This window comes from Flavobacterium aquidurense (genome assembly GCF_001404985.1).
GTDB lineage: Bacteria > Bacteroidota > Bacteroidia > Flavobacteriales > Flavobacteriaceae > Flavobacterium > Flavobacterium aquidurense_B.
The window spans coordinates 1-25,361 of sequence record NZ_JRLF01000003.1; the positions used below are offsets into that span (position 1 = coordinate 1).

Annotated in this window: 24 protein-coding genes and 1 pseudogene; 13 read left to right on the forward strand and 12 right to left on the reverse strand. The window is 33.6% G+C overall.

Features of this window, described 5'->3' with window-relative positions; translation table 11 throughout:
• Positions 1-76: 76 nt before the first annotated feature.
• The 7 genes from RC62_RS00680 to RC62_RS00710 form a co-directional block, all read right to left on the reverse strand.
• On the reverse strand, positions 77-610 hold the full coding sequence (locus RC62_RS00680) for a helix-turn-helix domain-containing protein (protein WP_055091609.1): 534 nt from the start codon (positions 608-610) through the stop codon (positions 77-79).
• 116 nt (positions 611-726) lie between these two features.
• Positions 727-1,989, reverse strand: a complete 1,263-nt coding sequence (locus tag RC62_RS00685; protein WP_055091612.1) for a cation:proton antiporter — start codon at positions 1,987-1,989, stop codon at positions 727-729.
• Positions 1,990-2,284: 295 nt separating this feature from the next.
• Positions 2,285-2,923 carry a hypothetical protein gene (locus tag RC62_RS00690; RefSeq protein ID WP_055091614.1) on the reverse strand — a complete coding sequence of 213 codons (639 nt, stop codon included), beginning with the start codon at positions 2,921-2,923 and terminating at the stop codon, positions 2,285-2,287.
• Positions 2,924-3,029: 106 nt separating this feature from the next.
• The gene (locus RC62_RS00695) at positions 3,030-3,740 is read right to left on the reverse strand and encodes a hypothetical protein (RefSeq protein WP_055091616.1); all 711 of its coding nucleotides are present in this window, start codon (positions 3,738-3,740) and stop codon (positions 3,030-3,032) included.
• Between the two features lie 87 nt (positions 3,741-3,827).
• Positions 3,828-5,300, reverse strand: coding sequence for a hypothetical protein (locus tag RC62_RS00700; protein WP_055091619.1), 1,473 nt, complete (start codon positions 5,298-5,300; stop codon positions 3,828-3,830).
• 145 nt (positions 5,301-5,445) lie between these two features.
• Positions 5,446-5,859 (reverse strand): DUF1842 domain-containing protein, encoded by a 414-nt coding sequence (locus tag RC62_RS00705; protein WP_055091621.1) that lies wholly within the window; start codon positions 5,857-5,859, stop codon positions 5,446-5,448.
• Between the two features lie 123 nt (positions 5,860-5,982).
• Positions 5,983-7,761 carry a hypothetical protein gene (locus tag RC62_RS00710; protein ID WP_055091623.1) on the reverse strand — a complete coding sequence of 593 codons (1,779 nt, stop codon included), beginning with the start codon at positions 7,759-7,761 and terminating at the stop codon, positions 5,983-5,985.
• 344 nt (positions 7,762-8,105) lie between these two features.
• On the opposite strand from RC62_RS00710, the gene RC62_RS00715 reads away from it, so the two are divergent.
• From RC62_RS00715 to RC62_RS00745, 7 genes and pseudogenes are all read left to right on the forward strand, one after another.
• Positions 8,106-8,609, forward strand: a complete 504-nt coding sequence (locus RC62_RS00715; RefSeq protein ID WP_055091625.1) for a GbsR/MarR family transcriptional regulator — start codon at positions 8,106-8,108, stop codon at positions 8,607-8,609.
• Between the two features lie 75 nt (positions 8,610-8,684).
• Entirely contained in the window at positions 8,685-9,032 is a 348-nt protein-coding gene (locus tag RC62_RS00720) for a hypothetical protein (RefSeq protein WP_055091627.1), read from the forward strand.
• A pseudogene (locus tag RC62_RS00725) lies at positions 9,029-9,769 on the forward strand (YqjF family protein). Before RC62_RS00720 ends, RC62_RS00725 begins: the two are co-directional and overlap by 4 nt.
• Positions 9,770-9,805: 36 nt before the next feature.
• A complete protein-coding gene (locus RC62_RS00730; protein ID WP_055091629.1) occupies positions 9,806-10,624 on the forward strand; it encodes a hypothetical protein in 819 nt (272 codons plus the stop codon).
• A 13-nt stretch (positions 10,625-10,637) separates the two neighbouring features.
• A complete protein-coding gene (locus RC62_RS00735; protein WP_055091631.1) occupies positions 10,638-11,546 on the forward strand; it encodes a TIGR01777 family oxidoreductase in 909 nt (302 codons plus the stop codon).
• Between the two features lie 29 nt (positions 11,547-11,575).
• Positions 11,576-12,025: an SRPBCC family protein gene (locus RC62_RS00740; RefSeq protein ID WP_055091633.1), complete on the forward strand. Its 450-nt coding sequence runs from the start codon at positions 11,576-11,578 to the stop codon at positions 12,023-12,025.
• Positions 12,026-12,099: 74 nt separating this feature from the next.
• Complete coding sequence (locus RC62_RS00745) at positions 12,100-12,498, forward strand: DUF1090 family protein (RefSeq protein WP_055091635.1); 399 nt, start codon at positions 12,100-12,102, stop codon at positions 12,496-12,498.
• A gap of 383 nt (positions 12,499-12,881) precedes the next feature.
• On the opposite strand, the gene RC62_RS00750 is transcribed toward RC62_RS00745, so the two are convergent.
• The gene (locus tag RC62_RS00750; RefSeq protein WP_055091637.1) at positions 12,882-13,688 is read right to left on the reverse strand and encodes a hypothetical protein; all 807 of its coding nucleotides are present in this window, start codon (positions 13,686-13,688) and stop codon (positions 12,882-12,884) included.
• 220 nt (positions 13,689-13,908) lie between these two features.
• On the opposite strand from RC62_RS00750, the gene gcvP reads away from it, so the two are divergent.
• From gcvP to RC62_RS00780, 6 genes are all read left to right on the forward strand, one after another.
• Positions 13,909-16,758 carry an aminomethyl-transferring glycine dehydrogenase gene (gene gcvP, locus RC62_RS00755; protein WP_055091639.1) on the forward strand — a complete coding sequence of 950 codons (2,850 nt, stop codon included), beginning with the start codon at positions 13,909-13,911 and terminating at the stop codon, positions 16,756-16,758.
• Between the two features lie 293 nt (positions 16,759-17,051).
• The gene (locus RC62_RS00760) at positions 17,052-18,110 is read left to right on the forward strand and encodes a 3-oxoacyl-ACP synthase III family protein (protein WP_055091641.1); all 1,059 of its coding nucleotides are present in this window, start codon (positions 17,052-17,054) and stop codon (positions 18,108-18,110) included.
• 190 nt (positions 18,111-18,300) lie between these two features.
• The gene (locus RC62_RS00765) at positions 18,301-18,828 is read left to right on the forward strand and encodes a methyltransferase (protein WP_055091643.1); all 528 of its coding nucleotides are present in this window, start codon (positions 18,301-18,303) and stop codon (positions 18,826-18,828) included.
• Positions 18,829-18,913: 85 nt separating this feature from the next.
• The gene (locus RC62_RS00770) at positions 18,914-19,762 is read left to right on the forward strand and encodes a glycosyltransferase (protein WP_055091645.1); all 849 of its coding nucleotides are present in this window, start codon (positions 18,914-18,916) and stop codon (positions 19,760-19,762) included.
• Positions 19,763-19,842: 80 nt separating this feature from the next.
• Positions 19,843-20,589: an MlaE family ABC transporter permease gene (locus tag RC62_RS00775; RefSeq protein ID WP_055091648.1), complete on the forward strand. Its 747-nt coding sequence runs from the start codon at positions 19,843-19,845 to the stop codon at positions 20,587-20,589.
• Positions 20,589-21,350 carry an ABC transporter ATP-binding protein gene (locus tag RC62_RS00780; protein WP_055091650.1) on the forward strand — a complete coding sequence of 254 codons (762 nt, stop codon included), beginning with the start codon at positions 20,589-20,591 and terminating at the stop codon, positions 21,348-21,350. Before RC62_RS00775 ends, RC62_RS00780 begins: the two co-directional genes overlap by 1 nt.
• A 101-nt stretch (positions 21,351-21,451) precedes the next feature.
• Here the strand turns inward: RC62_RS00780 and RC62_RS00785 are convergent, their stop codons facing one another.
• The 4 genes from RC62_RS00785 to RC62_RS00800 all read right to left on the reverse strand — a co-directional run bounded on the left by RC62_RS00785 (position 21,452) and on the right by RC62_RS00800 (position 25,126).
• On the reverse strand, positions 21,452-22,054 hold the full coding sequence (locus RC62_RS00785; RefSeq protein ID WP_055091653.1) for a SprT-like domain-containing protein: 603 nt from the start codon (positions 22,052-22,054) through the stop codon (positions 21,452-21,454).
• Positions 22,055-22,149: 95 nt separating this feature from the next.
• Positions 22,150-22,827 carry an SDR family NAD(P)-dependent oxidoreductase gene (locus RC62_RS00790; RefSeq protein WP_055091656.1) on the reverse strand — a complete coding sequence of 226 codons (678 nt, stop codon included), beginning with the start codon at positions 22,825-22,827 and terminating at the stop codon, positions 22,150-22,152.
• Between the two features lie 35 nt (positions 22,828-22,862).
• On the reverse strand, positions 22,863-23,840 hold the full coding sequence (locus RC62_RS00795; protein ID WP_055091658.1) for a M28 family peptidase: 978 nt from the start codon (positions 23,838-23,840) through the stop codon (positions 22,863-22,865).
• A gap of 143 nt (positions 23,841-23,983) precedes the next feature.
• A complete protein-coding gene (locus RC62_RS00800) occupies positions 23,984-25,126 on the reverse strand; it encodes an acyl-CoA dehydrogenase (RefSeq protein WP_055091661.1) in 1,143 nt (380 codons plus the stop codon).
• Between the last annotated feature and the right edge of the window lie 235 nt (positions 25,127-25,361).

A 25,361-nucleotide genomic window follows, 5' to 3' on the forward strand; every position in this document is an offset into this window, starting at 1 on the left:
TAGTAATAATACGTACTTCTAACCATGTTCATACAATTTAGTAAAAGATCTAAATCATACTTATGCCTTAATTCTATTATGGTTTGAGCTTTTTGTTTTGATTGGCTTGCTCGGCTTGAACTAAGGCGTTGAACTTTTTTAGAATTTCGTTCTCAGCGCGCAGGTACTCTAACTCCTTTAAGAGTTCCTCTTCCCTGGTTAAAGGTTTGTCTGTTTTTCGTTGCTTTCTCTTAAAATTCATAACTGCTGGTCTACCACGTGATTTAAGTTCTAAACCTGCCAAATCATCTTTTGCATATTTTCTTTGCCAGCTTATTATGGTTGACTGCGCTGGAATTTTGAAAATCAAGCAGGCTTCATCCAAAGATAAAGACTTATTTTCAATGGTTTGTATCACTTTTAATTTAAAGTCTGCAGTATAAACTTTATTTTTTTGCCTTGGTAAAAGACCTTCAATTCCAAATTCATTATAGCGGCTAATCCAGCATGTAAGGTTGCTTTCGGCTATGTTGTTTGCTCTAGCTGTGCCTTTAACCGAGTTATGTCTTTTTATAACTTCTTCTACACAACGAAGTTTAAATTCACAATTGTACTTGACTTTTCTTTCCATAAAAATGCCCCCAAATAGTGTCTAACTTTTTGGGGGCAGTTCATTTTGAGACAGCCCTTTTTCAATTTTTAAATTAAGTCTTTATTCTTTACTCTATTTTCTATTACCTAAGTAATTTACTCTTTCTCTAAAACTCTTTTTGCTAATTTCCCAACTGTCAGTCCTTGCACTACAATTGAAAACAGTACTACAATATAGGTTACTTCAAGCAGTAGGTTTTTATATTCTCCTTCGGGCATTGAAAGTACTAATGCAATAGACACTCCACCACGAATTCCTCCCCAAACCAAAACCATCAAAGAACCTTTACTATAGGCAGATTTTATACCGAAAATTTTAAATATGTCGAAGAATTTCCAGGGCAAAACGATAGAAGCAATTCTAGAAAACAATACTATAAAAATAGCGACACAACCCGTTAGCAATTGTTTATTCAAGTCTGGTAACAATAAAAGTTCAAAGCCAATAAATAAAAATAAAATAGCATTTAGTATCTCATCAATAAGTTCCCAGAATTTACCTAAATAATCTTGAGTCACTTCGCTCATCGCAACTTTTTTGCCATAATTTCCAATAATCAATCCAGCAACAACCATTGCCAACGGACTCGATACGTGTAAACTTTGAGCAATTAGAAATCCTCCCATTACAATAGAAAGTGTTATGAGTACGGAAACTTTATAATCATCGATTTTTTTCATAACTCTCGATGCTGTATATCCTAAAACAGCTCCTAATAAAAGTCCGCCTATTCCTTCTTTTGCAAATAACCAGGCAATAGAACCAAAAGTCATATCGAATGCCGGATCAGTTGCCATTTTTAAAACAACTGCAAACATAACAACTGCTACACCATCATTAAACAAAGATTCACCAACAATTTTGGTTTCTATTCTTTTAGGAACTTTTGCTTGTTTTAAAACACCAAGTACCACAATTGGATCAGTTGGAGATATTAAGGTTCCAAAAACCAAACAAAATATATAAGGGATTTTTATTCCTAAAATTGGGGCAATATAATAAAGCAGTATAGAAATGATTAATGCTGATAATACTACACTAACCGTAGAATAAATCATAATGGGAACTTTTTGTTCTTTAAGATCTGACATATTCACATGCAATGCTCCTGCGAATAAAAGAAAATTTAACATCGCTCCCATTAGGATTTCATTGAAGTCAAATTCTTTTATCAGTTCAAAAAAATGTTTTGTAGTAGCAGGAAAATAAGAATCTCCTAAAAGACGAATTCCAACCGAAACTAACATTGCAATAATCATGATTCCGATAGTTCCCGGAAGTTTTAAAAATCTTAGATTTAAATAGGCGAAGAAAGAGGCCAATACAATTAGTATTGAAAAAGTGTAATATAATTCCATAAAAAAGTGATTTTTACAAAAATATATTTCCATTATCTAATACAAAATTTCATTTCCTAAATTAACATAACTTTACAATTCTTAAAAAATAGATTTTAAACAATTCCGGAAACTCATATAAGATCTTAAAAACATGAAGTTCGAGAAGCAAAAACTTATATTTGCCTCATTTTTTTCAAAACTTTTAATCATTGTGACTTAATGCAGAAACAAGCAATTTTTTTAGATCTGTACCATGTGGATATGGATGTCCCCATACTTGTTTATTTGCATTCCATCCCTTATTGATATCATGTTAAACTGTTCGGGAATTATCTTTGCTATCCGTTAAGTCAATTAGTATACCTCTATTTTCAGACTTAAGTATCACGGTATTATTTTGAATATCATTACTACTAAACATCAAAAATATTTTATTAGCTGGAGTGACATCAATAGCTTGTCCTCCAAAAGTTTTAAAAACACTACTGCCATAATATTTGCGATCATTATTACTGTAAACACAAATTCCGGTAGCATATTCGCTATCAGAATCGTTTTGAATTAATACTGTATCGAAAATATTAGAGTTTTCCGTATCAATTAAAACCTCACCATAATCCTTAATTAGCATGCGTTGTTTGAGCTCTATTTTATAATTAGAACCTGCTATACTTTTAAGTCTGGATAAAGAGTCAGACAAAATAGGTTCCGGCTGAGGAAAATAAATTACATTATCTGGCATAATAACACTCGTAGACGCATAACTGCTCAGACTATATTCCCACTCTATTAAAACAGATTTCATGAATCTTTTTGTAACATTCCAACACAAAGGCCTAAACAATGAAGGATTTTTAGACTTACAGGCAAGAAAGCAGCATAAAGTATAATTTTCCATGTTTAATGCCTCTACAGTTTCCTGAGAAAAATTTATTATTACTGAATTCTTCATCTGTTTTTAATTGAAATGTGCCTCTTCAAATTTTGATTGCCATTATTTAATAAAAAATTACTCTTCATTAGATTTTAACGAAGAGTAATTAAATTAGATGTTTTTATTATACAAATTTTTCGCTAAGTGCTAATTCTTCTCTGCTTGCGTTTTCGATTAACAACTTTTTTAAATCTGTAAATGCATTAAAATTTTTCAACCATGGACCTCCATCTCCGCTCCAGCCATCATTTACATTATAATTAAGAGTACGCGAATTAACATTTTTAAGGTTAATATATGCGCCTGAAGACATTGCTTTAGTTACTATCGTACCAACTTCTATTTGTTCAGTAGAAAAAATCAATGCGATTTTTGGAAGAGGAGTAATAATTCTTGAAGATCCTGAACCTAAAATTGGAAATGCACATATGATACCCGGTTTACCATTTACAGTTTGACTAACGCCAACTGTAAATCGATGACTATCCAGATTAATAAAAGAGATGGCACCATCAAATCCATCTGTACTAACATTTAAGTTACCGGATCCTTTATCAATAGTTATTAGATGTCCCAAATCAGCTTGTACGCTATTAATGGCATCAATTCTAATATTAGGAGTCACTGAAGTGAGTGAGTTATAAGCTTCAAACTCATCTTGCCATGTAATCTTTACTGATCCCAGTATTCTTTCAGCAGGAAGATTAAACCAAACAGCAGGAGAACCGTCGCCTGAAGCTGTTACTGATTTAAAGCCATAAAGAGAATATCCTTCACTTTTTAAAATTCTTACATCCTCCGGACTAAGATTAATTGTTGTTGTAAAAGTTGCCATAATTTATTTATTTGTTTGTTGGCCCTACTCGTGAGGCTTTTCGGGTTTCGCCCAGTATTATTTCCTGAATACTGACAGTTTATTTCTTTATTTATTATCCCTTACAAACTCATCAAACTGTTTAAGTTTTAGTGTTTTTGTTTCTTCAATACGGTTTGTTTTTACATTTGTTTTACTTAGCAATTTAGGTTTTGTAATTACTAAATAAGACTCAAAGACATGGCTTAAATACAGTGGAGATCTGCCATCGCCACGTTTTTTATCAAAATTTTTAGATTGATGGCATGTAAAACAATTCACCAGATTACCAGCATTGATTTCGTGTATACTATCCTTAAAAGTTTGCGTATAAGTTTCCATTGTAATGTTGGCTAAATTGGAAGAACCCCTTGCCAATGCGCCTGGCAGAACACTTGAAATTTTATTTGTTACAATTGTTTTTGCCTGCTCTTCGGGAGATAATCCATCTGTGTCGAGCCAAATAGAACCGTTATAAAAATAATTCCTAAAAACATCTTTCAATTTGCCCGTTACACACTTATTGATTGTATCAATGTTATCAAAATTAGCAGGCTCTGATTGGCTCGTTTCCATAAATTTATCAGTACCTAAAACCTTTGGAACTCCGTATTCATAAAGAACAAAAGCTTTGTTTTGAAGAAATGGTTTTTTCGTGACAGTATCCCAGGTTATAGCCTGTAATCCTGAAGTTTTTCCTTTTTCATACAATAACTTCTCAGTTGTTGATGTAGCATTATTATTTTTCCAGTCATAAACGGGAGCCATATCTTTATGTTCAAAAGTTGCCCAGATAAATTCAGGATGGTTTTTTACCACGCCTACAACATGAATCCCTAATAATGCCATTGTTTTGATTACATATTTTCCGTTCTTATTTTTAACAGCTGCTTTAGTGGTAAAATAATCCGCACGTTTTTCTTTAGCAATTGCATCAATATTGATCCATGAAACTTTTAGTTCAAGTGAACCAACAGGAAATGTCTCCAGATTAGAATAAGGAGTTTTTCCGCTATTGATATAAGATGCTGCCAAAACAGCTTTATCCATAAACGTATTATTAATATGAATCGAATAAAATACCGTATCACCAACACTTTTTCCCGAATTAACTTTTGGATTAGAAACCAAAACGCCTTCAGGGCCAGCCTGATTATAAGAACTTAAAACTAGTTTTAAACCCAATTGCGGATTTACGCGTTCCATTTCAGGGCTTACCACAGTAAGAGAATCTAAAAACAAAGGATTTCCGCTTGGCAATGGTTTTGTGAGCCATAAAAATTTTTGCCACGACCATTGATGAAAAATACAGTTTGTAGTGCTTTTGCTGTCAAACGGACTTCCATCACCTTCTGCTGGTGGCGGAGTTTGTTCATGAGGAAACCAGTTTTCTTCACAATTACAAGCTGCAGATGTGCTGGCATATGTAGAGAATACTCCTTCTTTTTCTGTTCCGGTATTTCTGTTAAAAAGAAATAACCAAAGACCAACTGCTATTACAACCAGAAGCAGCAGTGTAATAACAACATATTTTTTTTTCATTTTCTATAGGTTTAGTACGTTTTTAGGAAAAAAATATTTTTGAATTAATAAAAAAGATCGCCTGCAACCAGGCGATCTTTTAAATCAAAACTCTTATCGAGTCAGGAAATTTTTTATTATCCTGTTGAATTGTTTGGGGAGAATTTTAGTTTTGAGCTAACTCTAAGTTTTTAGCTGCTGCAACTGGTACATTTTCGATATTATGTTGGTAATATGAAAAACCTCCAGTTCCGTTCCATGCATTATCAATTGCTAAGTGAGCATCGAAATTGGCTAAAAAAGAACCAATTGCAGGAGGAGGAACGCTATGAACATATTGTCCCTGAAGACTAACTACCTGAGTAACATGTCCTATTCCTGTTGCATATATTCTTCCTGTTACAGGAACAACAATATGGCTATCAGGACCTTGTATAGCCTGAGTAATTACTACCGTACCAGAAACAGAATGTTGTGATGGTACAACTACTAAACTAAATGTTGCGATTGGAGCACCTGGTGTTCCTACATTTCCAATTGTGCCTTTTGCTAAATAAGCACCTGCTAATAAATCTGACATAATTTTTTTGATTTAGGTTTTCCTACTCATAAGGCTTTTCGGTGACGCCTCGTTTTTTTAAGTGGTTTCTGCTCCACTTTTTATTTTTAAGCTTTTATGATTATAGTATCCTAATGATAAAGTTTAGAATCCAACGGTTATCTGTACGGTTATAGAACCAATATTATCTGCTAAACCGGCACCATATTCTCCGGTTAAATCATCGTTAATGCATAATTCCAATTTTCCAACAAGCCCCACTGGCGTAGTAGCTCCCATACCTATTAAAAAAACAGTATCCCCAACTTTACCTATAAGAGCACCTTCGTTTTCGTTGGGCATTGTATAACCAGGTTTTGCATTGATATAGGTTGGATTTCCATTAGCATTGTATAACTGACCATAATTATCATTTGGGTTTGCTGTCCATAAACCTTTTAAATAAGAAATGCTTGCAACTGTACTCGCATTAATTCTAATGCCCGTATCAAGCCATGGATAACTAGGATTAGGATTTTCCGGAGTATTGGCAGCGGGCTTGGCAGCAACTTCAAAATCAGCCGGTGGAACTGCAAAATTGCAAGGCGGTATTGGCGTTGTGAATTCTTCATAATCAAAATAATCTGCTAAGGCAAGGCTAGTTCCCAAACCTACGCCTGATTGTGATTGCATAAAGGTCACCGGTCTGCTGCTGCTTCCGCTTGCATTGAGAGGACTATACCAAGTCCATAAATAAGTAGAATCAGGATAGTTATTTCCGGAAGGCGGGAAAAGTACTCCTAAAACAGTAACCGGATTATTTGGGCAAAGCACAGGATTATTCAAAATAGTCGCCTGAACACTACCCCCTACCGCAGGTATCTGAACCCAATTTGGTGCTTCCTGAGGAAACGGAAAGTTTGCGAAACCAAGACATTTAGTTATTTCATCTCCTGAATAATTTATTATAAAACCGGCGCGACTGTTTGGCGGAGGAGTCATTCCTAAAGGAGATGGTCCGGTAAGAAGTGCCACTTGCGAGGTAAATGGATCATTTGGACCTATTTTATTATAGGTGTTTTTCATCAGAGTACTTTGACTTCTGTCTGAAGAAACTTTATATTGATCATCAGCTGCCCAATTATATAAAACTCTTGTAGGCAACGGATTGAATTGTTCATTAACTGGCGTCATAAAAACAGTCATTCCAAAATTTGTATTCCATTCAAACAATTCATAATTGTTTGGATTACCAAAAGAAAAACCATCAATAACAGGATCTATTAAAGGTGAACTTAAAGGATTACCTGATAATCCCTGAAAAGAAGAAAAATAGCTAAAAGAAAACATTTGAAAAAGTGCCAGTTGATTCACATCTCCCATTATAGGAGAAGCAACAGGACCTTGACCAAACATAAGACGCACCGGTAAATTAGATACACTATCAAACCACATCCATGTAGCGGGTGCCGGAGTGCTGCTGCCAACCGGAATTTTCCACCAGTTCACTTGTTGTGCTTCCATCCAGTTTAAGTAGCTGGTTCCGGCACAAGTGGCATTACCACTTTCATTCCCAAACCAATTTGTACCAGGAACTGTCCAGCCCATATCTACAGGTACAAAATTAATTCCGTCTGTAGATACTGTCGTTTGTGACGGAGTTATATTATACCACCATCTTCTTCCTGAACTTCCTACCAGTAAAGCATTTAATCCAATTCCTGCTGCATAGTAAACTGTCGCAATGCAAATTTCAAAAAAGGGGCTCGCTTTATCTGCATCAGTACTGTTACTTTGAACAGGACTAAAAGGATGAAGTAAACAAGTACATTCCCAATATTGTGGCAATATTGGCTGAGAGCCTGTGAAAGACTCCAAAACTGGATATTGTGATTCTGATATAGGATCAACACATGCTGTAGAAGGAGAAGATAAGTCTTTCATGAGATTAAGTTTTTAAGTTATTTTTTGAGGTTTGTTTTTTAGTTTGTTTTTTAAGAATAAAACTCAAACATTTGTTTTACAATACATTATACAAAATATAAAAGATGTATTAAATAAGATATTCGGTTTATTTCTATTTCAAAACTATATCAAATACAAAGTGGTTTTGAATAAAATGTTATAGAAGAGAAATTTTTAGGTATGAATGAGATAATGAATGACACAGAATAATTTTGCAGGTATAAACACCTGTTTTCATATCGTTTTTAATCAATTAATAAAAACGACATAACAAACTTTCATTTATTTTTGAAAGTTTAAAAACTTTTACTTACATTTGATCCATGGAATTCAAAGAAGCAAAAAATAAGTTCGTACAATCCTGGGGAGCATTAGGTTCTCAATGGGGAATTAATAAAACCATGGCACAAATCCATGCTTTATTAATGGTCTCAAACGAACCTGTTTCTATGGAAGATATAATGGAGGAATTGCAAATTTCCCGTGGCAATACCAGCATGAATCTAAAAGCTTTAATGGATTGGGGAATTGTATACAAAGAATACAAATCCGGAGAAAGAAGAGAGTTTTTTACTGCCGAAAAAGATCTGGATGAATTAGCCGTGAAAATTTCGAGAGAAAGAAGCAAGAGAGAGATAAAACCTGCCCTTAAAATCCTAAAAGAAGTATCGACAATAGAAGCAAAAGATTCTGCTGAAGAAAAACACTTTGTTGATCAGACTTCAAAATTGTATGATTTCGTTTTAAAAGCTGATAACATGTTAGATAAAATCACTGAATTTAATGAAAATTGGTTGGGACGTTTGGTCCTTAAAATCATGAAGTAAATTTCAAAGCTAAAAAAATTTAATTACAACTTTCATTTTTTTCTGAAAGTTTAAAACAATCAATAACTATAATACATGAAAGCAATAAATTATCTCAATTATTTTTTTGTTGGTTTACCTATACTATTAATTACAGCAGGAATAATTACTCCTGACAAAGGAGGAGAATTAGTTGGGTGTGGTTTGCTATCAACGATCCTTACAGGTCTATTTCAATTGATTTTTGGAATAAAAATGCTAATGGACGAGCCCGAAGACAAAAACCTTCAAAAGTATGTTAATGGTGTTATTTTCTTTTTTCTGTTGTGGTTCGTTAATGGTGTAATACTAAATTTTGAATTTATTTACCTCATCTTATTTATGCTTCCAATACTTCTTGCTGGCTACTTTTCTTTAATCACTTATAAAAAAGCACATTTATGAACTTCTTAAAAGCCGAATGGCAAAACTTAGCTCTTTTAAATTATGAAATTGATACTAAAGTTTTAGAAAAATATCTTCCGGCAGGAACTGAAATAGATATATGGAATAACAAATGTTATATAAGTCTGGTTGGCTTTATGTTTAAAAATACAAAAGTTATGGGATTAAAAGTTCCGTTTCATGTAGATTTTGAAGAAGTGAATTTAAGATTCTACGTAAAACGATTTGAAAACGAAGAATGGAAACGAGGAGTCGTTTTTATTAAAGAAATTGTTCCTAAAAAAGCGATCACTTTTATTGCCAATACACTATATCAGGAACACTACGAAACACAGAAAATGAGACATGAAATTATTGAAAATAAAAATACAAACATTTTTACATATCAATGAAAGGATCGTAAAAAGTGGAATACAATTCAGGTAGAAACTAAAAAAAATCCAACAGAAATTGATATTGATTCTGAAGCTGAATTTATTACAGAACATTATTTCGGTTATACCAAAATTACAAAAAACATCACTTTCGAATATGAAGTTACACATCCAAGATGGGAACAATTTGAAGTATTAAATTATAACGTTGATATCGATTTTAGTAAAACATATGGAGAGGATTTTAAATTTCTTCAGGACACAAAACCAGCATCCGTTTTTCTGGCGAAAGGCTCTGAAATTGTGGTTAAGAATAAAAAGAAAGTAAAATCAATTTCTCTAATTAAAAAAATGCATCATTAAATCCTAATTCATTTCATAATCTTAAAACCAAAAATCATGAAAACACTAGAAAACCAAACTTTGCTTTATGATGAAGATTGTCCGCTTTGCAGTTTGTATACAACTGGCTTTGTAAAAAGTGGAATGTTAGATGAAAACGGAAGAAAATCATATGGTCAATTATCTGAAGAAGAACAAAATTTTGTAGACTTAAAACGTGCGCCAAACGAAATTGCTTTGGTTGATAACAAAACCAAAACTGTTACTTACGGAATTGATAGTTTGATAAAAGTGGTTGGATTTTCTTTTCCGTTAATCGAAAAAATAACGACTATAAAACCCGTACATTATATTCTTAAAAAAATATATTCTTTTGTTTCTTATAATAGAAAGGTAATAATTCCGGGAAGTGTAAATGAAGAAAACAAACTGCAATGCGTTCCGGATTTCAATTATAAATACCGTTTTCTTTTTATCGCATTTGCCTTAACGATAACTACTTTTGTTTTATTTGGATATTCTAATTTGATTCCGGTTTTACCCAAAACAAGTATAGTTAGAGAAGTTGCTTTGGCTTTTGGTCAAATCATTTTTCAAAGTTTGTTTCTTTTAAAATTTGACAAAAAGACGATTATGAATTATGCTGGAAATTTAATGACTGTTTCTTTAATGGGTTCTTTAATTTTAGTGCCAATTTTAATTGTAAGTCAGTTTATAAATTTTCCGGCAATTTTTATTTTAGGTTGGTTTGCAATAACTGTTCTGATCATGTTTACAGAACATATTAGAAGAATTAAAATTCTAAAACTCCCACATTATCTTTGCTACACTTGGGTGCTTTACCGAATTCTTGCTTTAACCTTAATTTTAAATTAAAAATAGTATTCTTATGACAAAGCTTATAATCGCAGCCGGAACCGGTTTTTTAGGACAAGTATTAGTCAATCACTTCAAAAATAAATTTGACCAAATTGTAATTCTAACCAGAGGGAAATCTCAAACAATTGACGAAATAAAATATGTAAACTGGAACGCCAAAAATTTTTCCGGCTGGGAAAATGAATTGGAAAATGCAACCGTTTTAATAAATCTTGCAGGGAAATCTGTTGATTGTCGGTATACGAAAGAAAATAAAAAAGAAATTTTATGGTCTCGAATCAAAAGTACAAAGGTTTTAAATGAAGCGGTTTTAAAATGTAAAAACCCACCAAAACATTGGCTTAATTCATCAACCTCAACAATATACAGATTTTCACTTGACAAACAAATGGATGAGGTTAACGGTGAAATCGGAAATGATTTTTCTATAAATGTTGCACTTTCATGGGAAAAAGCATTCTTTAAAATCGAAACGCCAAATACTTTGAAAACTGCTTTAAGAACTTCAATTGTTTTAGGCAAAGATGGAGGTGCTTTTATTCCGCTTAAGACTTTGGCAAAAATAGGTTTTGGCGGAAAACAAGGAAAAGGGAATCAGTTTATAAGTTGGATTCATGAAGATGATTTTGTCAATGCAATCGATTTTATCATTCAAAAAGAAATTACCGGAATTATAAATATAGTTTCTCCTGAACCTATTCGCAATGCTGACTTTATGCAAAAACTTAGAAAAGCAGTTGGTTTTCCTTTCGGAATCCCGATGAATACTTTGCTACTGGAAATTGGATCTTTCTTCATCAGAACAGAAACTGAATTGGTTTTGAAAAGCAGAAATGTGATTCCGAAAAAACTTCTAGAGAATGGATTTGAATTTAAGTTTGGAGATATTGATAATGCTTTTCGAGATTTATTAAATTAAAAAATCTTTGACACAAAATAACCACAATCATGACAACCATAAACCTCACAACAAAAATAAAAGCACCGAAACAAATTGTTTTTGATGCTGCAAGAAATATTGATATTCATCAGCAATCTGCAAGTCCCTCAAAAGAAAAAGCAATTGCTGGCGTAACATCAGGATTAATAAATTTAAACGAAAGCGTAACCTGGCGTGGCAAACATTTCGGTTTTTATATCACGCACAAAAGCCGAATTACCGCAATGAACTTTTATGATTATTTTGTAGATGAAATGGAACGCGGCAAATTCAAATCTTTCAGACATGAACATTTTTTTGAAGAAGTAAATGGGGCAACAATCATGAGAGATAAATTACAATATGAGACTCCATTTGGTATAATCGGGAAACTTTTTGATATTTTATTATTAGAAAAACATCTCACTAATTTTCTTATCGAGCGAAACAAAATTTTGAAAGTGCTATCAGAAAAATAAAAACTAAAATAATTTTCTTACTTTTATAGCCGTTCGATAGAAATACAATCTGTAAATCATTAAAAAATAAACTTATGAATTTGAAAACAAAAATTTTATCAATAGCATTCTTAGCCTTATCTTTTATTGGATTTGCACAAAGTAATTGCAAGGATTTAAAAGGCTGCGAAAGAAAATTATGCGAGCTAAACATCAAATTAACTGCTGCTAAAAAAGCTGGTAATCAAAGTCAAATTAAAGGGGTTGAAGATGCCATTTCTCAAACCAAAAAGAATTGCACAACAAAAACTGTAAGCAACGACCTTGACAAAAAAGTTAAAGAAAAACAACAAAAAGTTAAGGAAAGAACTGATGATCTGAACAAAGCAATTAAAGATCAGGAAAGCACAGAAAAAATCAACAAGAAAAAAAAGAAACTAGCTGAAGCTAAAGCTGATTTGAACAAAGCGTTGGCAGAGCAAAAAACAAAATAGTTTTTGTTCTCTCGCAGATTTGGCGGATTTAGCAGATTAGTTTGGCAAAGTCCTAATATCTAAACGCAATCTTGTCATTTCGAGGAACGAGAAATCTCCGCAAGTAACTCCGCAACGAGAATCTAATCTTTGTCGAGCTTCTCACGGAGATTTCTCGTTCCTCGAAATGAAAAGATTGCGTCTTTGCAAGATATTTGTTCGTTATCGCATTTATAAATCTTCCCTCAACTTAATGACATTGAAAATAGATTTTCTTGATTTATGGTTTGCGTGAGGGATAGCAGCGGATAGCCCACAGCCTGACGAAGGAAGTGCGAGGACTTGCAGCGAATAGCCCGACCCGAAGGGACACGCCCAAATTATTTAAAAACTTTGATGTCTTTTTATAAAAACACAATCATAAGCCACCAAAAAACCGGAACGCTTTCGACCCAGAATGAAGTGTAATATTTAGATCGGTTTGGGTTTGCGAATAAAATAAATAACATCAACATAATCACCATAATAAGATTTATAATTAGGTCATGAAAAGTGAAGGTCAAAATTCCGACAATCCAAAACGGAATTAAAAGCGAAAAACCTAAAATCTTAGTGCGCTTTATACCTATAGTTTGCGGAACAGTTTTTAGATGCGGATCATCATTTGCCAAATCAATAATTTCGAAAACCAGAATTAGTACAAAAACCAATACGAATCGCTGAATGCATTTTATAAAAAAATCAGGTATAAACGGAACTTCGGCATTTATAAAAGGTAAAACTAATGTGGCGCCAACCCAACAAAGGGCAACAATATATATTTTTACGCCTGCCCAGTTTCGGGCATTTTTTCTGTTTGGGAAAAACGGAAGTGTATAAAGTGCTGTTATGGCAAAAATTCCAACTGAAACTATTTGGGTAATTCGCTTTAAATGGAAAAAATAATAGCCCACCAAAATCACCGAAACCAAACTCAAAAGAGCGATAATTTTCAATTGATTTCCTATTGGTTTTTTCTTCACACGAACCAATGCATCATATTTAACAAAATTATACCCCACAATTGTTCCAAAAAAAACAAACAAAGCCATGGGCGCATCATACTGAATATGAAACACATGAAACGTAACCCGAACCAAGGCATAACAGGATAAAGCCACATGAATACTGCTATTCAGGTAAAAATCGAATATCTGTTTTAATAGTTTCATTCTTTAAATCTAATCAATTATTAACAAATCAACTCTTTAGTTGTAAATTTCATAAAAATTGAAGTTAAAAATACCTATTAAATTATTAATAATACTTAATTTTGCGCCACAAAAAAACAACACATTTACTATAAAATGTAATAAACCTTGTGTAACACCTGATTAAGTCAAAGAGACACTTTGTAAATTACATTGCCTTTAAAAAATTAGATAGCTACAAATGAGAACAGATGCTTTTGCTTTAAGACACATTGGCCCAAGAGAAACAGATCTTCAACACATGTTACAAACCATTGGAGTTGAATCGATCGAACAACTTGTTTACGAAACCCTTCCGGATGACATTCGTTTAAAAGCACCTTTGAATTTGGATCCTGCAATGACGGAATACGAATTCGCAAATCATATTCAGGAATTAGGCAAGAAAAACAAAGTATTCAAATCGTATATTGGTTTGGGTTATCATCCAACTATCGTTCCGGCACCAATTCAAAGAAATATCTTTGAAAATCCAGGATGGTATACTGCTTATACACCTTATCAGGCAGAAATTGCTCAAGGTCGTCTTGAAGCAATTTTAAATTTCCAGACTACTGTTATTGAGTTAACAGGAATGGAAATTGCAAACGCTTCTTTACTTGATGAAGGAACAGCTGCTGCCGAAGCTATGGCTTTGTTATTTGATGTTCGTACGCGTGATCAAAAGAAAAACAATACAAACAAATTCTTCGTTTCTGAGGAAATTTTGCCTCAGACTTTATCAATCCTGCAAACACGTTCAACTCCTATCGGGATTGAATTAGTGGTTGGAAACCACGAAACATTTGATTTTTCGAATGAGTTCTTCGGAGCCATTTTACAATACCCAGGAAAATACGGTCAGGTAAACGATTATAGTGCTTTTGTTGCTAAAGCAAAAGAAAACGAAATCAAAGTTGCCTTTGCTGCTGATATTTTATCATTAGCGACTTTAACTTCTCCGGGAGAAATGGGAGCTGCAGTAGTAGTTGGAACTTCACAACGTTTTGGTGTACCAATGGGTTACGGCGGTCCTCACGCTGCATTTTTTGCAACTAAAGACGAGTACAAACGATCTATGCCAGGTCGTATTATTGGAGTTTCTATTGATGTAAACGGAAACCGCGCTTTACGTATGGCTTTAGGAACTCGTGAGCAACATATCAAACGTGAAAAAGCAACTTCTAATATTTGTACAGCTCAGGTTTTATTAGCGGTTATGGCCGGAATGTATGCTGTTTACCACGGACCAAAAGGATTACAATATATTGCAAACAAAGTTCACGCATCGGCGGTTACTACTGCTGAGGCTTTAAATAAACTAGGCGTTTTTCAAACCAATACAGCTTACTTTGATACTATATTGGTAAAAGCAGATGCTCAAAAAGTAAAAGCTATTGCAGAGAAAAACGAAGTAAACTTCTTTTATGTTGATGCTGATACAATTTCTATTTCGTTAAATGAAACGACTTCAATTGCTGACATCAACCAAATTATTGCCATTTTTGCGGAAGCTTTAGGAAAAGAAACTTTCACAGTTGCTGAACTAACTGCTGTAAGTCAGTTACCTGCTTCATTAGAAAGAACATCTTCTTTCTTAACACATGATGTTTTCAACAATCATCATTCAGAAAGTCAGATCATGCGTTACATCAAAAAATTAGAGCGTAAAGATTTATCATTGAATCATTCGATGATTTCATTAGGTTCTTGTACGATGAAATTAAACGCAGCTTCAGAAATGTTGCCTTTATCAATGCCAAACTGGAACAGCATTCACCCTTTTGCACCAGTAGAACAAGCTGAAGGTTACATTACAATGCTTAAAAAATTAGAGGAACAATTAAATGTAATTACCGGATTTGCCGGAACAACATTACAGCCTAACTCTGGAGCTCAGGGAGAATATGCTGGTTTAATGGCGATTCGTGCTTACCATTTATCAAGAAACGAAGGTCACCGTAATGTATGTTTGATTCCTTCATCGGCTCACGGAACCAATCCTGCTTCTGCAGCTATGGCCGGAATGAAAATCATCGTTACTAAAACGACTCCGGAAGGAAATATTGACGTAGAAGATTTAAGAGAAAAAGCGATTGAACACAAAGATGATTTATCTTGTTTAATGGTAACGTATCCTTCTACTCACGGAGTTTTCGAATCTTCGATTATTGAAATTACCAAATTAATCCACGACAATGGCGGATTAGTATATATGGATGGTGCAAACATGAACGCGCAAGTTGGATTAACAAATCCTGCTACTATTGGTGCTGACGTTTGTCACTTAAACTTACACAAAACATTCGCTATTCCTCACGGTGGTGGCGGACCTGGAGTTGGACCTATCTGTGTGAACGAAAAATTAGTTCCGTTTTTACCAACTAACCCAATCCTTAAAGTAGGTGGTGAACAAGCTATTACAGCAATTTCATCTGCACCTTACGGATCAGCTTTAGTATGTTTAATCTCTTACGGTTACATCACAATGATGGGAGCTGAAGGATTAAAAAGTGCTACAGAACACGCTATTTTGAATGCAAACTACATGAAATCCCGTTTCGAAGGACACTACCCAATTCTTTATACAGGAGAATGCGGAAGAGCAGCTCACGAAATGATTTTAGATTGTCGTTCGTTTAAAGAAAATGGAATCGAAGTTGGTGATATAGCAAAACGTTTGATGGATTACGGTTTCCACGCTCCTACGGTTTCTTTTCCAGTAGCTGGAACTTTAATGATCGAACCAACTGAATCTGAAGATTTAGCTGAATTAGATCGTTTTTGCGATGCTCTTATTTCAATCAGAAAAGAAATTGAAGTTGCAACAGCCGATGATAAAAACAATGTATTGAAAAATGCACCGCACACATTGGCAATGTTAACGACTGACAATTGGGATTTTCCTTATACTAGAGAAAAAGCGGCTTACCCATTAGAATACATCGCTGAAAATAAATTCTGGCCATCAGTTCGTCGTGTAGATGATGCTTACGGTGACAGAAACTTAGTTTGCAGCTGTGCTCCTATTGAAGCTTATATGGAAAACTAATTTTTAGTTTTCGAATTACATATTCAAACCCGACAAGTTTTTAAAACCTGTCGGGTTTATTTTTTGTTTCAGGTTTTTGTTGAGACGCAAAACATGAAACAGAAAAACCTTACTTTGACTTTTATTTCAAACGTTTGAAATCTCGGTAAAACTTAAAAATCATTAAAAAATAAACAATATATTCCACAAATAATTATTATTTCATAATTATATGCATGCATAGTATTTTTTATGATAGTTATCATGATTTTATTTATACTTTAGCAATAAATTTATCGGATAATTATTGAATAATGAAAATAAAAATAATAGGCATAGGAAGTTATATTCCAAATAAAGAAGTAAGCAATACTGATTTTGACAAACATGTTTTTTTAAATGAAGACGGAACTCCTTTTGCTTACCCGAACGAAGTTGTAATTAAAAAATTCAAAGGTATTACCGGAATTGAAAATCGCCGTTATGCCGAAGATCAACATACCTCATCTGATTTAGCTTTTTTTGCTGCCGAGAGAGCGCTTGAAAATGCTAATATCGATCGTGAAACATTAGATTATATTATTTTTGCCCACAATTTTGGCGATGTGAAATCAGGAACAAATCAATCTGATATTTTACCAAGTTTAGCAACACGCGTTAAAAATAAATTGGGTATTAAAAATTCTAAATGTGTAGCATATGACATTCTTTTTGGATGTCCCGGATGGATTGAAGGTGTTCTTCAGGCAAATGCTTTTATCAAATCTGGTATGGCAAAACGCGTTTTGGTAATTGGGGCCGAAACTTTATCAAGAGTTGTAGACGATCACGATCGTGATTCTATGATTTATTCTGATGGTGCGGGTGCTTCAATTTTAGAAGCTTCTGAAGATGAAGCGGGTTTACTATCTTACGAAAGTGCCACTTTTGCTAATGATGAAGCCAACTTTTTGTATTTTGGAAAATCATACAATCCTGATTTAGATCCGGATATTAAATACATAAAAATGTATGGCCGTAAAATTTACGAATTTGCTTTAAGTCAGGTTCCATGCGCAATGAAAAGCTGCCTGGATAAAAGCGGAATCGCAATTGATGATGTAAAGAAAATCCTTATTCATCAGGCAAACGAAAAAATGGACGAAGCAATTATCGCACGTTTTTATAAATTGTACGACAAAACTGCCCCGGAAAACATTATGCCAATGAGTATTCATGATCTGGGTAACAGCAGTGTTGCAACTGTACCAACTCTTTTTGACCTCTTAATTCAGGGCAAATTAGAAAATCATGAAATCAACAAAGGCGATGTTGTAATTTTTGCTTCGGTTGGAGCAGGAATGAATGTCAATGCATTTGTTTATAGATATTAATTTATAGTCGCAGTTCTCAGTATTCAGTCGCAGTTCTCAGTCACAGTTTACAGATTGTTTAAACTGATCACTGCGACTGAATACTGTAAACTAAAAAAAAGTCCGCATTTTAAAATGCGGACTTTTTAGTATATTTGCGACCTAATTATAAAATCAAGAACGAGAGATTGTTTCGTTCCTCGCAACGACTATGTACGAAAAAACGTTTCCCAATAAAAGATTTAAACTTACTCTGGAGTTTTTACAAAAACACGTTAAAACATCAGAAACCATTTTTGATTTTGGTGTACCAAATCCATTTTCTAAAATAATGGAAGAAAACGGTTATACCGTAAAAAACACAAAAGGTGAAGATTTAGATAACGATCAAACAGCTTTACAAACAGAAGAATATACCGTTTTTACTGCATTCGAAATTTTCGAACACTTGCTAAATCCGTACACCATTCTGGAAAATGTAAAATGTGATAAATTGTTAATTTCAATTCCGTTACGTTTATGGTTTTCTCCGGCATACCGTTCTAAAACAGATATGTGGGACAGACATTATCATGAATTTGAAGATTGGCAATTAGACTGGCTTCTAGAAAAAACAGGCTGGAAAATAACAGATCGCCAAAAATTTACACATCCGGTAAAGAAGTTTGGGTTCAGGCCATTGCTAAGATATTTTACTCCTAGGTATTACATAGTGGCAGCAGAGAAAATCAAGATATAAGATTTTTGATTAACGATTTTGATTTTTGATTTTCAGATAACACCAACAATCTAAAATCTAAAATCTAAAATCTAAATTTTTTTAAATGAAATATTACATCGTTATTCCCGCGCACAACGAGCAAGACTTAATTGGTCTGACTTTGCAATCTTTGGTTACACAAACCGTTTTACCTTCAAAAATTGTCGTTGTAAATGACAATTCGACTGATAAAACAGAAGAAGTTGTATTAGGATTTGCAAAGGAAAATCGGTTTATTTCAGTGGTAAACAAAACTTCTGATGCGATTCATATGCCGGGAAGCAAAGTGATTCAGGCTTTCCAAAAAGGTTTTGAAACACTGGATTCTGATTATGATATTATCGTAAAAATAGATGGAGATTTAATTTTTCCTTCGAACTATTTTGAAACTATTATTAAACATTTTGAATCTGATCCCAGAGTTGGAATGGTTGGAGGCTTTTGCTACATAGAAAAAAATGGTGACTGGATATTAGAAAACCTAACCGATAAAGATCATATCCGCGGTGCGCTGAAAGCATATCGAGCTGAAACCTATCAGCAAATTGGAGGTTTAAAACCAGCTATGGGCTGGGACACAGTAGACGAATTGCTTTGTAAATACTATGACTGGAAAATTGTTACCGATCCTTCTTTACATGTAAAACATCTTAAACCAACAGGAGCAAACTACAACAAAACAGCACGTTATAAACAAGGCGAAGCTTTTTATACACTTGGATACGGTTTTATGATCACAGCAATTGCATCAGCAAAGCTGGCAATGATGAAGAAAAAACCATTTTTGTTTTTTGACTATATCAGAGGCTTCTGGAAAGCAAAAAAAAACAAAACACCTTTACTGGTTACACCCGAACAAGCTAAATTTATTAGAAATTATCGTTTTCAGAAAATGAAACAAAAGTTAATGTAAGCCGGAAAACTACCGAAAATGCTTAACTCATGACCCAAAACTCATAACTTCTTTTTACCTTAGCCAATATTTCAAAAACTATGATGCTAATTCGTTATATATCTCAAATAGGAAGATATTTTTTAATGCTGAAAGAAATTTTTAATAAACAGACCAAATGGCCTGTGATGAAAAAATTAATTTTCAAAGAAATCGATGATTTAATAATCGACTCGCTTGGCATCGTTTGCTTTATCTCTTTTTTTATAGGAGGAGTTGTAGCTATTCAAACAGCACTAAATTTAACCAATCCTTTAATTCCAAAATATTTAATTGGTTTTGCTACACGTCAATCTGTAATTCTGGAGTTTGCTCCTACATTTATTTCGGTGATTATGGCCGGAAAAATGGGATCATACATTACTTCCAGTATTGGAACAATGCGTGTTACAGAACAAATTGATGCTCTGGAAGTTATGGGTGTTAATTCATTAAACTATCTTGTTTTCCCAAAAATAGTAGCCTTGTTAATGTATCCTTTCGTAATTGGAATCAGTATGTTTCTGGGTATTTTTGGAGGATGGCTTGCTTGTGCATATGGAGGTTTTTCGACTAGTCAGGATTTCATTCAGGGTGCCCAAATGGAATTTATTCCTTTTCATATTACATATGCTTTTATTAAAACTTTAATCTTCGCAATGTTATTGGCTACAATTCCATCTTTTCACGGATATTATATGAAAGGTGGTGCATTAGAAGTTGGTAAAGCAAGTACAGTATCATTTGTATGGACATCTGTTTGTATTATTCTTTTTAATTATATATTAACTCAATTATTATTAGGATAATGATAGAAGTAAAAAACATAGAAAAATCATTTGGAGACAGTAAAGTTTTAAAAGGCGTTTCGACGGTTTTTGAAACTGGAAAAACCAACTTGATTATTGGACAAAGTGGATCAGGAAAAACGGTTTTACTAAAAACCTTGTTAGGAATTCACACACCGGATTCAGGCACAATTGAATTTGACGGCAGAGTATACTCTGAATTAAATCCAGATGAAAAACGAGAATTAAGAACTGAAATTGGAATGGTTTTTCAAGGAAGTGCTTTATTTGATTCAATGACTGTTGAAGAAAATGTAGCTTTTCCTTTGAAAATGTTTACTAAAGACAATAAAGCCAAAATTCAGGAACGTGTTGATTTTGTTTTAGAAAGAGTAAATCTCGTAGATGCACATAAAAAATTACCTTCTGAAATTTCCGGAGGTATGCAAAAACGTGTCGCGATTGCACGCGCGATTGTAAATAATCCGAAATATTTGTTTTGTGATGAACCTAACTCAGGTTTAGATCCAAACACCTCAACTTTGATTGATAATTTGATTAAGGAAATTACCGAAGAATACAATATCACAACCGTAATCAATACGCACGATATGAACTCGGTAATGGAAATTGGAGAAAATATTGTTTTCTTAAAAAAAGGAATAAAAGCCTGGCAGGGAACTAAAGAAGAAATCTTTAGAACAGACAATAAAGATATTGTGAAGTTTGTTTACTCTTCGAACTTGTTTAAAAAAGTAAGAGAAGCATATCTTAAAGGTTAAACCTTTCAAAATTCACTACTGGAACAAACTCAATAAAAAAATCCAAATCCCAATGTATCATTATTGAAATTTGGATTTTTTATTTGAAATTTGACAACACCTCAATTCGGGTTTATCAATTCGACTTCAGCATTTGGATTAAACAAATAAGTTCTTCCCGAACTTATTTCTATACATTCAAAACGTTTGGTTCTAACAGCTAACTTCTTGAATATTTTGCCATTTTTAATTCTGAATACACTTCCGTATGGGATTTCAAAAACATAGTTTTTATCGTTCTGAGCATCGTATTGCTTTAAAGCCAGTGATAAAGTAGTATCAGTATCACTACTCGCAGATGGGTTCTTAAAATGTCTGGCTAACAAAGGCAATAATTGACCTGGAAAAATCTCCGGACGAATAAAAGGAACCATCATGCGTTGAAAGGTGAGTTTCCATTCATTTCCATGTGGCTTTATATTTCTTCCAAATCTTTCAAATGCTACCAAATGCGAAATTTCATGAATTAATGTAATCAAAAAACGATATTTATTTAAACTGGCATTTACCGTGATTTCATGTTTACCACTTGGTCCTCTCCTATAATCTCCATGACGCGTCTGGCGTTCATTTACGATCTTAAGATGCACCTGATTGGCAACAATCAATTCAAAAACAGGCTTTACAGCATGTTCTGGTATATATCTGGCTAAAGTTTCGTTCAAAATAATTATGAGTTATGAAGTATCTTTTTTAATTAAATGAAATAACAAAATGGCTTCGACGCGGCTCAGCCTGACAATTAATAATCTATAAATAATTAAGGATTTGTTGACGAGACCTCTAACACTTTCCCGTTAAAATATTTATTTCCGTTAAGCGTAAAATCATAAATATAAGTTGCCATTCCTTCTGCAGAAATTGGCGCCTGATATCCTGGAAAAGCTTCATTTAGCATTTCTGTCTGAACAGATCCTAAAGCAAGAACATTAAAAGAAATTCCTTCTTCTTTATATTCTTCTGCCAATAATTCTGTTAAGGTAATTACTGCTCCTTTACTTGAACTATAAGCTGCCAATCCTGCAAATTTAAGACTACCACGTACACCTCCAATTGAACTTATTGTTACCACATGACTTCCTTTTTGTAGATATGGTAAACAAATTCTGGTAAGATTCGCAACAGCAAAAACATTTACTTTATAAATACTTTCAAAATCAGCCTGAGTAGTCTCTGCAAACGGTTTTAATAATAATGCTCCTGCATTGTGAACAACAGCATCAACTTTTTTCCAGGTTAGAGAAAGAAAATTGTCTACTTCCTGCAAAGCTGTTTCGTCAGCCAGATCAACTGAAAGACAAGTGATGTTTTGATGTTGTAAAAGTGTCTGAGGTATTTTTCTTGAAATCGCCAGAACCTGATGACCTTCATTAGCAAATTGTAATGCTAATTCGTAACCAATTCCTCTGCTGGTTCCGGTAACAATAATATTTTTCATAAGACAAAAATAAGCAAATCAAACAAAACGACTGGTTATTTATTCATTGTAATTTCTTCTGTTGAAGAAGTGGCAATTTTAGTCACTGCTGGCAAAAACTCCTGAATAAAAGATGTCATATGTGAAATATCCATTACCTTAAATTCATCTGAAACGTGATGATAAAAATCAAAATTTTCAAAATCAAAAGTACTTATAGATTGGCAAGGCTTTTTGAATACTTCATAAAAAGAATAATTATCTGATCTGTAGAACAACTCATATTCGGCTTCTTTAGGTAAAAAACCAATTGTCTTTTTACCTGTATATTCATTTATTTTTTCAGCCATATTCGATTTGTCAAAACCAGTAATGTAAGCCAGATAATCACGTTTCATAGGTACACCAATCATTTCGATATTTAATTGTGTATACAAATTGAAGTTTTGTTTCTTTAGTTTTTGTACTAAACTTTTAGAACCTAACAATCCTTTTTCCTCTCCGGCAAAAAATACAAATAGTATACTTCTTTTGTTAGATTTTGTTACGCTAAAATATTTTGCCATTTCTGCGACAGCCGTCACTCCTGATGCATCATCATTTGCCCCATTATTAATAACATCTGGCTGTTGCTTTTTTAATAGCCCAATATGATCATAATGCGCACTTAAAACAATAAATTCTTTTTTTAGAACAGGATCGGTCCCTTCTAAAACTCCAACAATATTATAAGCCGGCGTCTTAAAATTCGTAAGTGTATCGCGGTAGGATGAAAAATAAGGCTTTATGTTATTTTTTTTGAAAAAATCTTCTAAAAATACTGCTGCTTTTTCAATTCCTTTAGTTCCGGTTTCGCGGCCTTCTAATTCATCTGAAGAAAGATATTTCAGAAAATCTGAGACATCATTTTGTTCTACTTTATAAGTGATTTCAATAGGTTTCGAGGTTGCCATTGAAGCTTTTTCACTTATCACCGTTGGGTTTGACTTACAGGCTAATAAAACAACTGGAAGGAGAAAGTATATTTTTTTCATAAAATTGAGGTTATTTTAATACAGGTAGAAAGCTAAATTATTGGTTTAAAACAAAAACCTGAAATTTAAAAAAAATAAATCATAAAAAAACCCTTTCAAAGCAAAAAAGCTGAAAGGGTATTTTATATACAATTAGGTTAAAATTATCCTGCAATAACAGATCTCGAAATTACTATTTTCTGAATTTCTGAAGTTCCTTCATAAATCTGTGTAATTTTTGCATCACGCATAAAACGTTCAACATGATATTCTTTTACATAACCATTTCCTCCATGAATCTGAACTGCTTCAACAGCCGTATCCATTGCTACTTGCGAAGCAAATAATTTTGCCATTGCCCCACTTACATCGTAGTTTTTTTGTTGGTCTTTATCCCAGGCTGCTTTCATACACAAATGACGGGCTGCTTCGATATTTACCGCCATATCTGCCAGTTTAAAGGCTATCGCTTGGTGGTTACAGATTTCGGTACCAAAAGCTTTACGTTCTTTCGAATATTTTAAAGCCAGTTCATAAGCTCCTGATGCAATACCTAATGCCTGAGATGCAATACCTATTCGTCCTCCTGCAAGCGTTTTCATGGCAAATTTGAACCCAAAACCGTCTTCTCCAATTCTATTTTCTTTAGGAACTTTTACATCACTAAACATTAAAGAGTGAGTATCAGAACCACGAATTCCCATTTTTTGTTCTTTTGGACCCACAGAAAAACCCGGCATATCTTTAGTCATAATCAAAGCATTAATTCCTTTATGCTTTTTCTCCGGATGCGTTTGGGCAATTACCAAATAAACAGATGCTGTGTTTCCGTTTGTAATCCAGTTTTTTGTACCATTTACCAGGTAATGATCTCCCATGTCTATTGCAGTAGTTTTTTGAGATGTTGCATCACTACCGGCTTCCGGCTCACTTAAGCAAAATGCTCCATGAATCTCTCCTGAAGCAAGACCAGGTAAGTATTTTTGTTTTTGTTCTTCTGTTCCATATTCTTGTAAACCCCAACAAACTAATGAGTTGTTTACTGACATAACTACAGAAGCAGATGCATCAACCTTAGAAATCTCCTCCATTGCAATTACATATGAAATAGCATCCAGACCACTTCCTCCGTATTTAGGATCAACCATCATTCCCATGAATCCTAATTGTCCCATTTTTTTTACTTGCTCCGTTGGAAAAATTTGTTTTTCGTCACGCTCAATAACACCTGGCAGCAATTCGTTCTGAGCAAAATCTCTTGCTGCTTGTTGTATCATTAAGTGTTCTTCGGTAAGATTGAAATCCATAGTTATGTGTTTTATGTTTTCTGTAAGCCAAATTTAAAAAGAGGGTTTAACAGATGGTTATTTTTGTTTTTTGAATTGTTTTATTTCCTTGAAAAAGGCTTCCAAAGATAATTTTTAAAACTGGAATTAACAATGCATGCATATAAATTTAATAGATCGGCAACAATTACGATAACGTTTTCGTAATAATAACGAAATTTAGCAGTACAGGCATTAAGTTTGCAACGTTTTCTTT

What these genes read in the sequence shown, in the direction of transcription:
- RC62_RS00735 (WP_055091631.1), top strand. Translation starts at nt 10,638, where the DNA reads ATGACAAAGCTTATAATCGCAGCCGGAACCGGTTTTTTAGGACAAGTA.
- RC62_RS00745 (WP_055091635.1), top strand. Translation starts at nt 12,100, where the DNA reads ATGAATTTGAAAACAAAAATTTTATCAATAGCATTCTTAGCCTTATCT.
- RC62_RS00690 (WP_055091614.1), bottom strand. Translation starts at nt 2,923, where the DNA reads ATGAAGAATTCAGTAATAATAAATTTTTCTCAGGAAACTGTAGAGGCA.
- RC62_RS00800 (WP_055091661.1), bottom strand. Translation starts at nt 25,126, where the DNA reads ATGGATTTCAATCTTACCGAAGAACACTTAATGATACAACAAGCAGCA.
- RC62_RS00765 (WP_055091643.1), top strand. Translation starts at nt 18,301, where the DNA reads ATGTACGAAAAAACGTTTCCCAATAAAAGATTTAAACTTACTCTGGAG.
- gcvP (WP_055091639.1), top strand. Translation starts at nt 13,909, where the DNA reads ATGAGAACAGATGCTTTTGCTTTAAGACACATTGGCCCAAGAGAAACA.
- RC62_RS00740 (WP_055091633.1), top strand. Translation starts at nt 11,576, where the DNA reads ATGACAACCATAAACCTCACAACAAAAATAAAAGCACCGAAACAAATT.
- RC62_RS00775 (WP_055091648.1), top strand. Translation starts at nt 19,843, where the DNA reads ATGATGCTAATTCGTTATATATCTCAAATAGGAAGATATTTTTTAATG.
- RC62_RS00790 (WP_055091656.1), bottom strand. Translation starts at nt 22,827, where the DNA reads ATGAAAAATATTATTGTTACCGGAACCAGCAGAGGAATTGGTTACGAA.
- RC62_RS00760 (WP_055091641.1), top strand. Translation starts at nt 17,052, where the DNA reads ATGAAAATAAAAATAATAGGCATAGGAAGTTATATTCCAAATAAAGAA.
- RC62_RS00780 (WP_055091650.1), top strand. Translation starts at nt 20,589, where the DNA reads ATGATAGAAGTAAAAAACATAGAAAAATCATTTGGAGACAGTAAAGTT.
- RC62_RS00730 (WP_055091629.1), top strand. Translation starts at nt 9,806, where the DNA reads ATGAAAACACTAGAAAACCAAACTTTGCTTTATGATGAAGATTGTCCG.
- RC62_RS00750 (WP_055091637.1), bottom strand. Translation starts at nt 13,688, where the DNA reads ATGAAACTATTAAAACAGATATTCGATTTTTACCTGAATAGCAGTATT.
- RC62_RS00685 (WP_055091612.1), bottom strand. Translation starts at nt 1,989, where the DNA reads ATGGAATTATATTACACTTTTTCAATACTAATTGTATTGGCCTCTTTC.
- RC62_RS00795 (WP_055091658.1), bottom strand. Translation starts at nt 23,840, where the DNA reads ATGAAAAAAATATACTTTCTCCTTCCAGTTGTTTTATTAGCCTGTAAG.
- RC62_RS00705 (WP_055091621.1), bottom strand. Translation starts at nt 5,859, where the DNA reads ATGTCAGATTTATTAGCAGGTGCTTATTTAGCAAAAGGCACAATTGGA.
- RC62_RS00770 (WP_055091645.1), top strand. Translation starts at nt 18,914, where the DNA reads ATGAAATATTACATCGTTATTCCCGCGCACAACGAGCAAGACTTAATT.
- RC62_RS00695 (WP_055091616.1), bottom strand. Translation starts at nt 3,740, where the DNA reads ATGGCAACTTTTACAACAACAATTAATCTTAGTCCGGAGGATGTAAGA.
- RC62_RS00680 (WP_055091609.1), bottom strand. Translation starts at nt 610, where the DNA reads ATGGAAAGAAAAGTCAAGTACAATTGTGAATTTAAACTTCGTTGTGTA.
- RC62_RS00710 (WP_055091623.1), bottom strand. Translation starts at nt 7,761, where the DNA reads ATGAAAGACTTATCTTCTCCTTCTACAGCATGTGTTGATCCTATATCA.
- RC62_RS00720 (WP_055091627.1), top strand. Translation starts at nt 8,685, where the DNA reads ATGAAAGCAATAAATTATCTCAATTATTTTTTTGTTGGTTTACCTATA.
- RC62_RS00700 (WP_055091619.1), bottom strand. Translation starts at nt 5,300, where the DNA reads ATGAAAAAAAAATATGTTGTTATTACACTGCTGCTTCTGGTTGTAATA.
- RC62_RS00715 (WP_055091625.1), top strand. Translation starts at nt 8,106, where the DNA reads ATGGAATTCAAAGAAGCAAAAAATAAGTTCGTACAATCCTGGGGAGCA.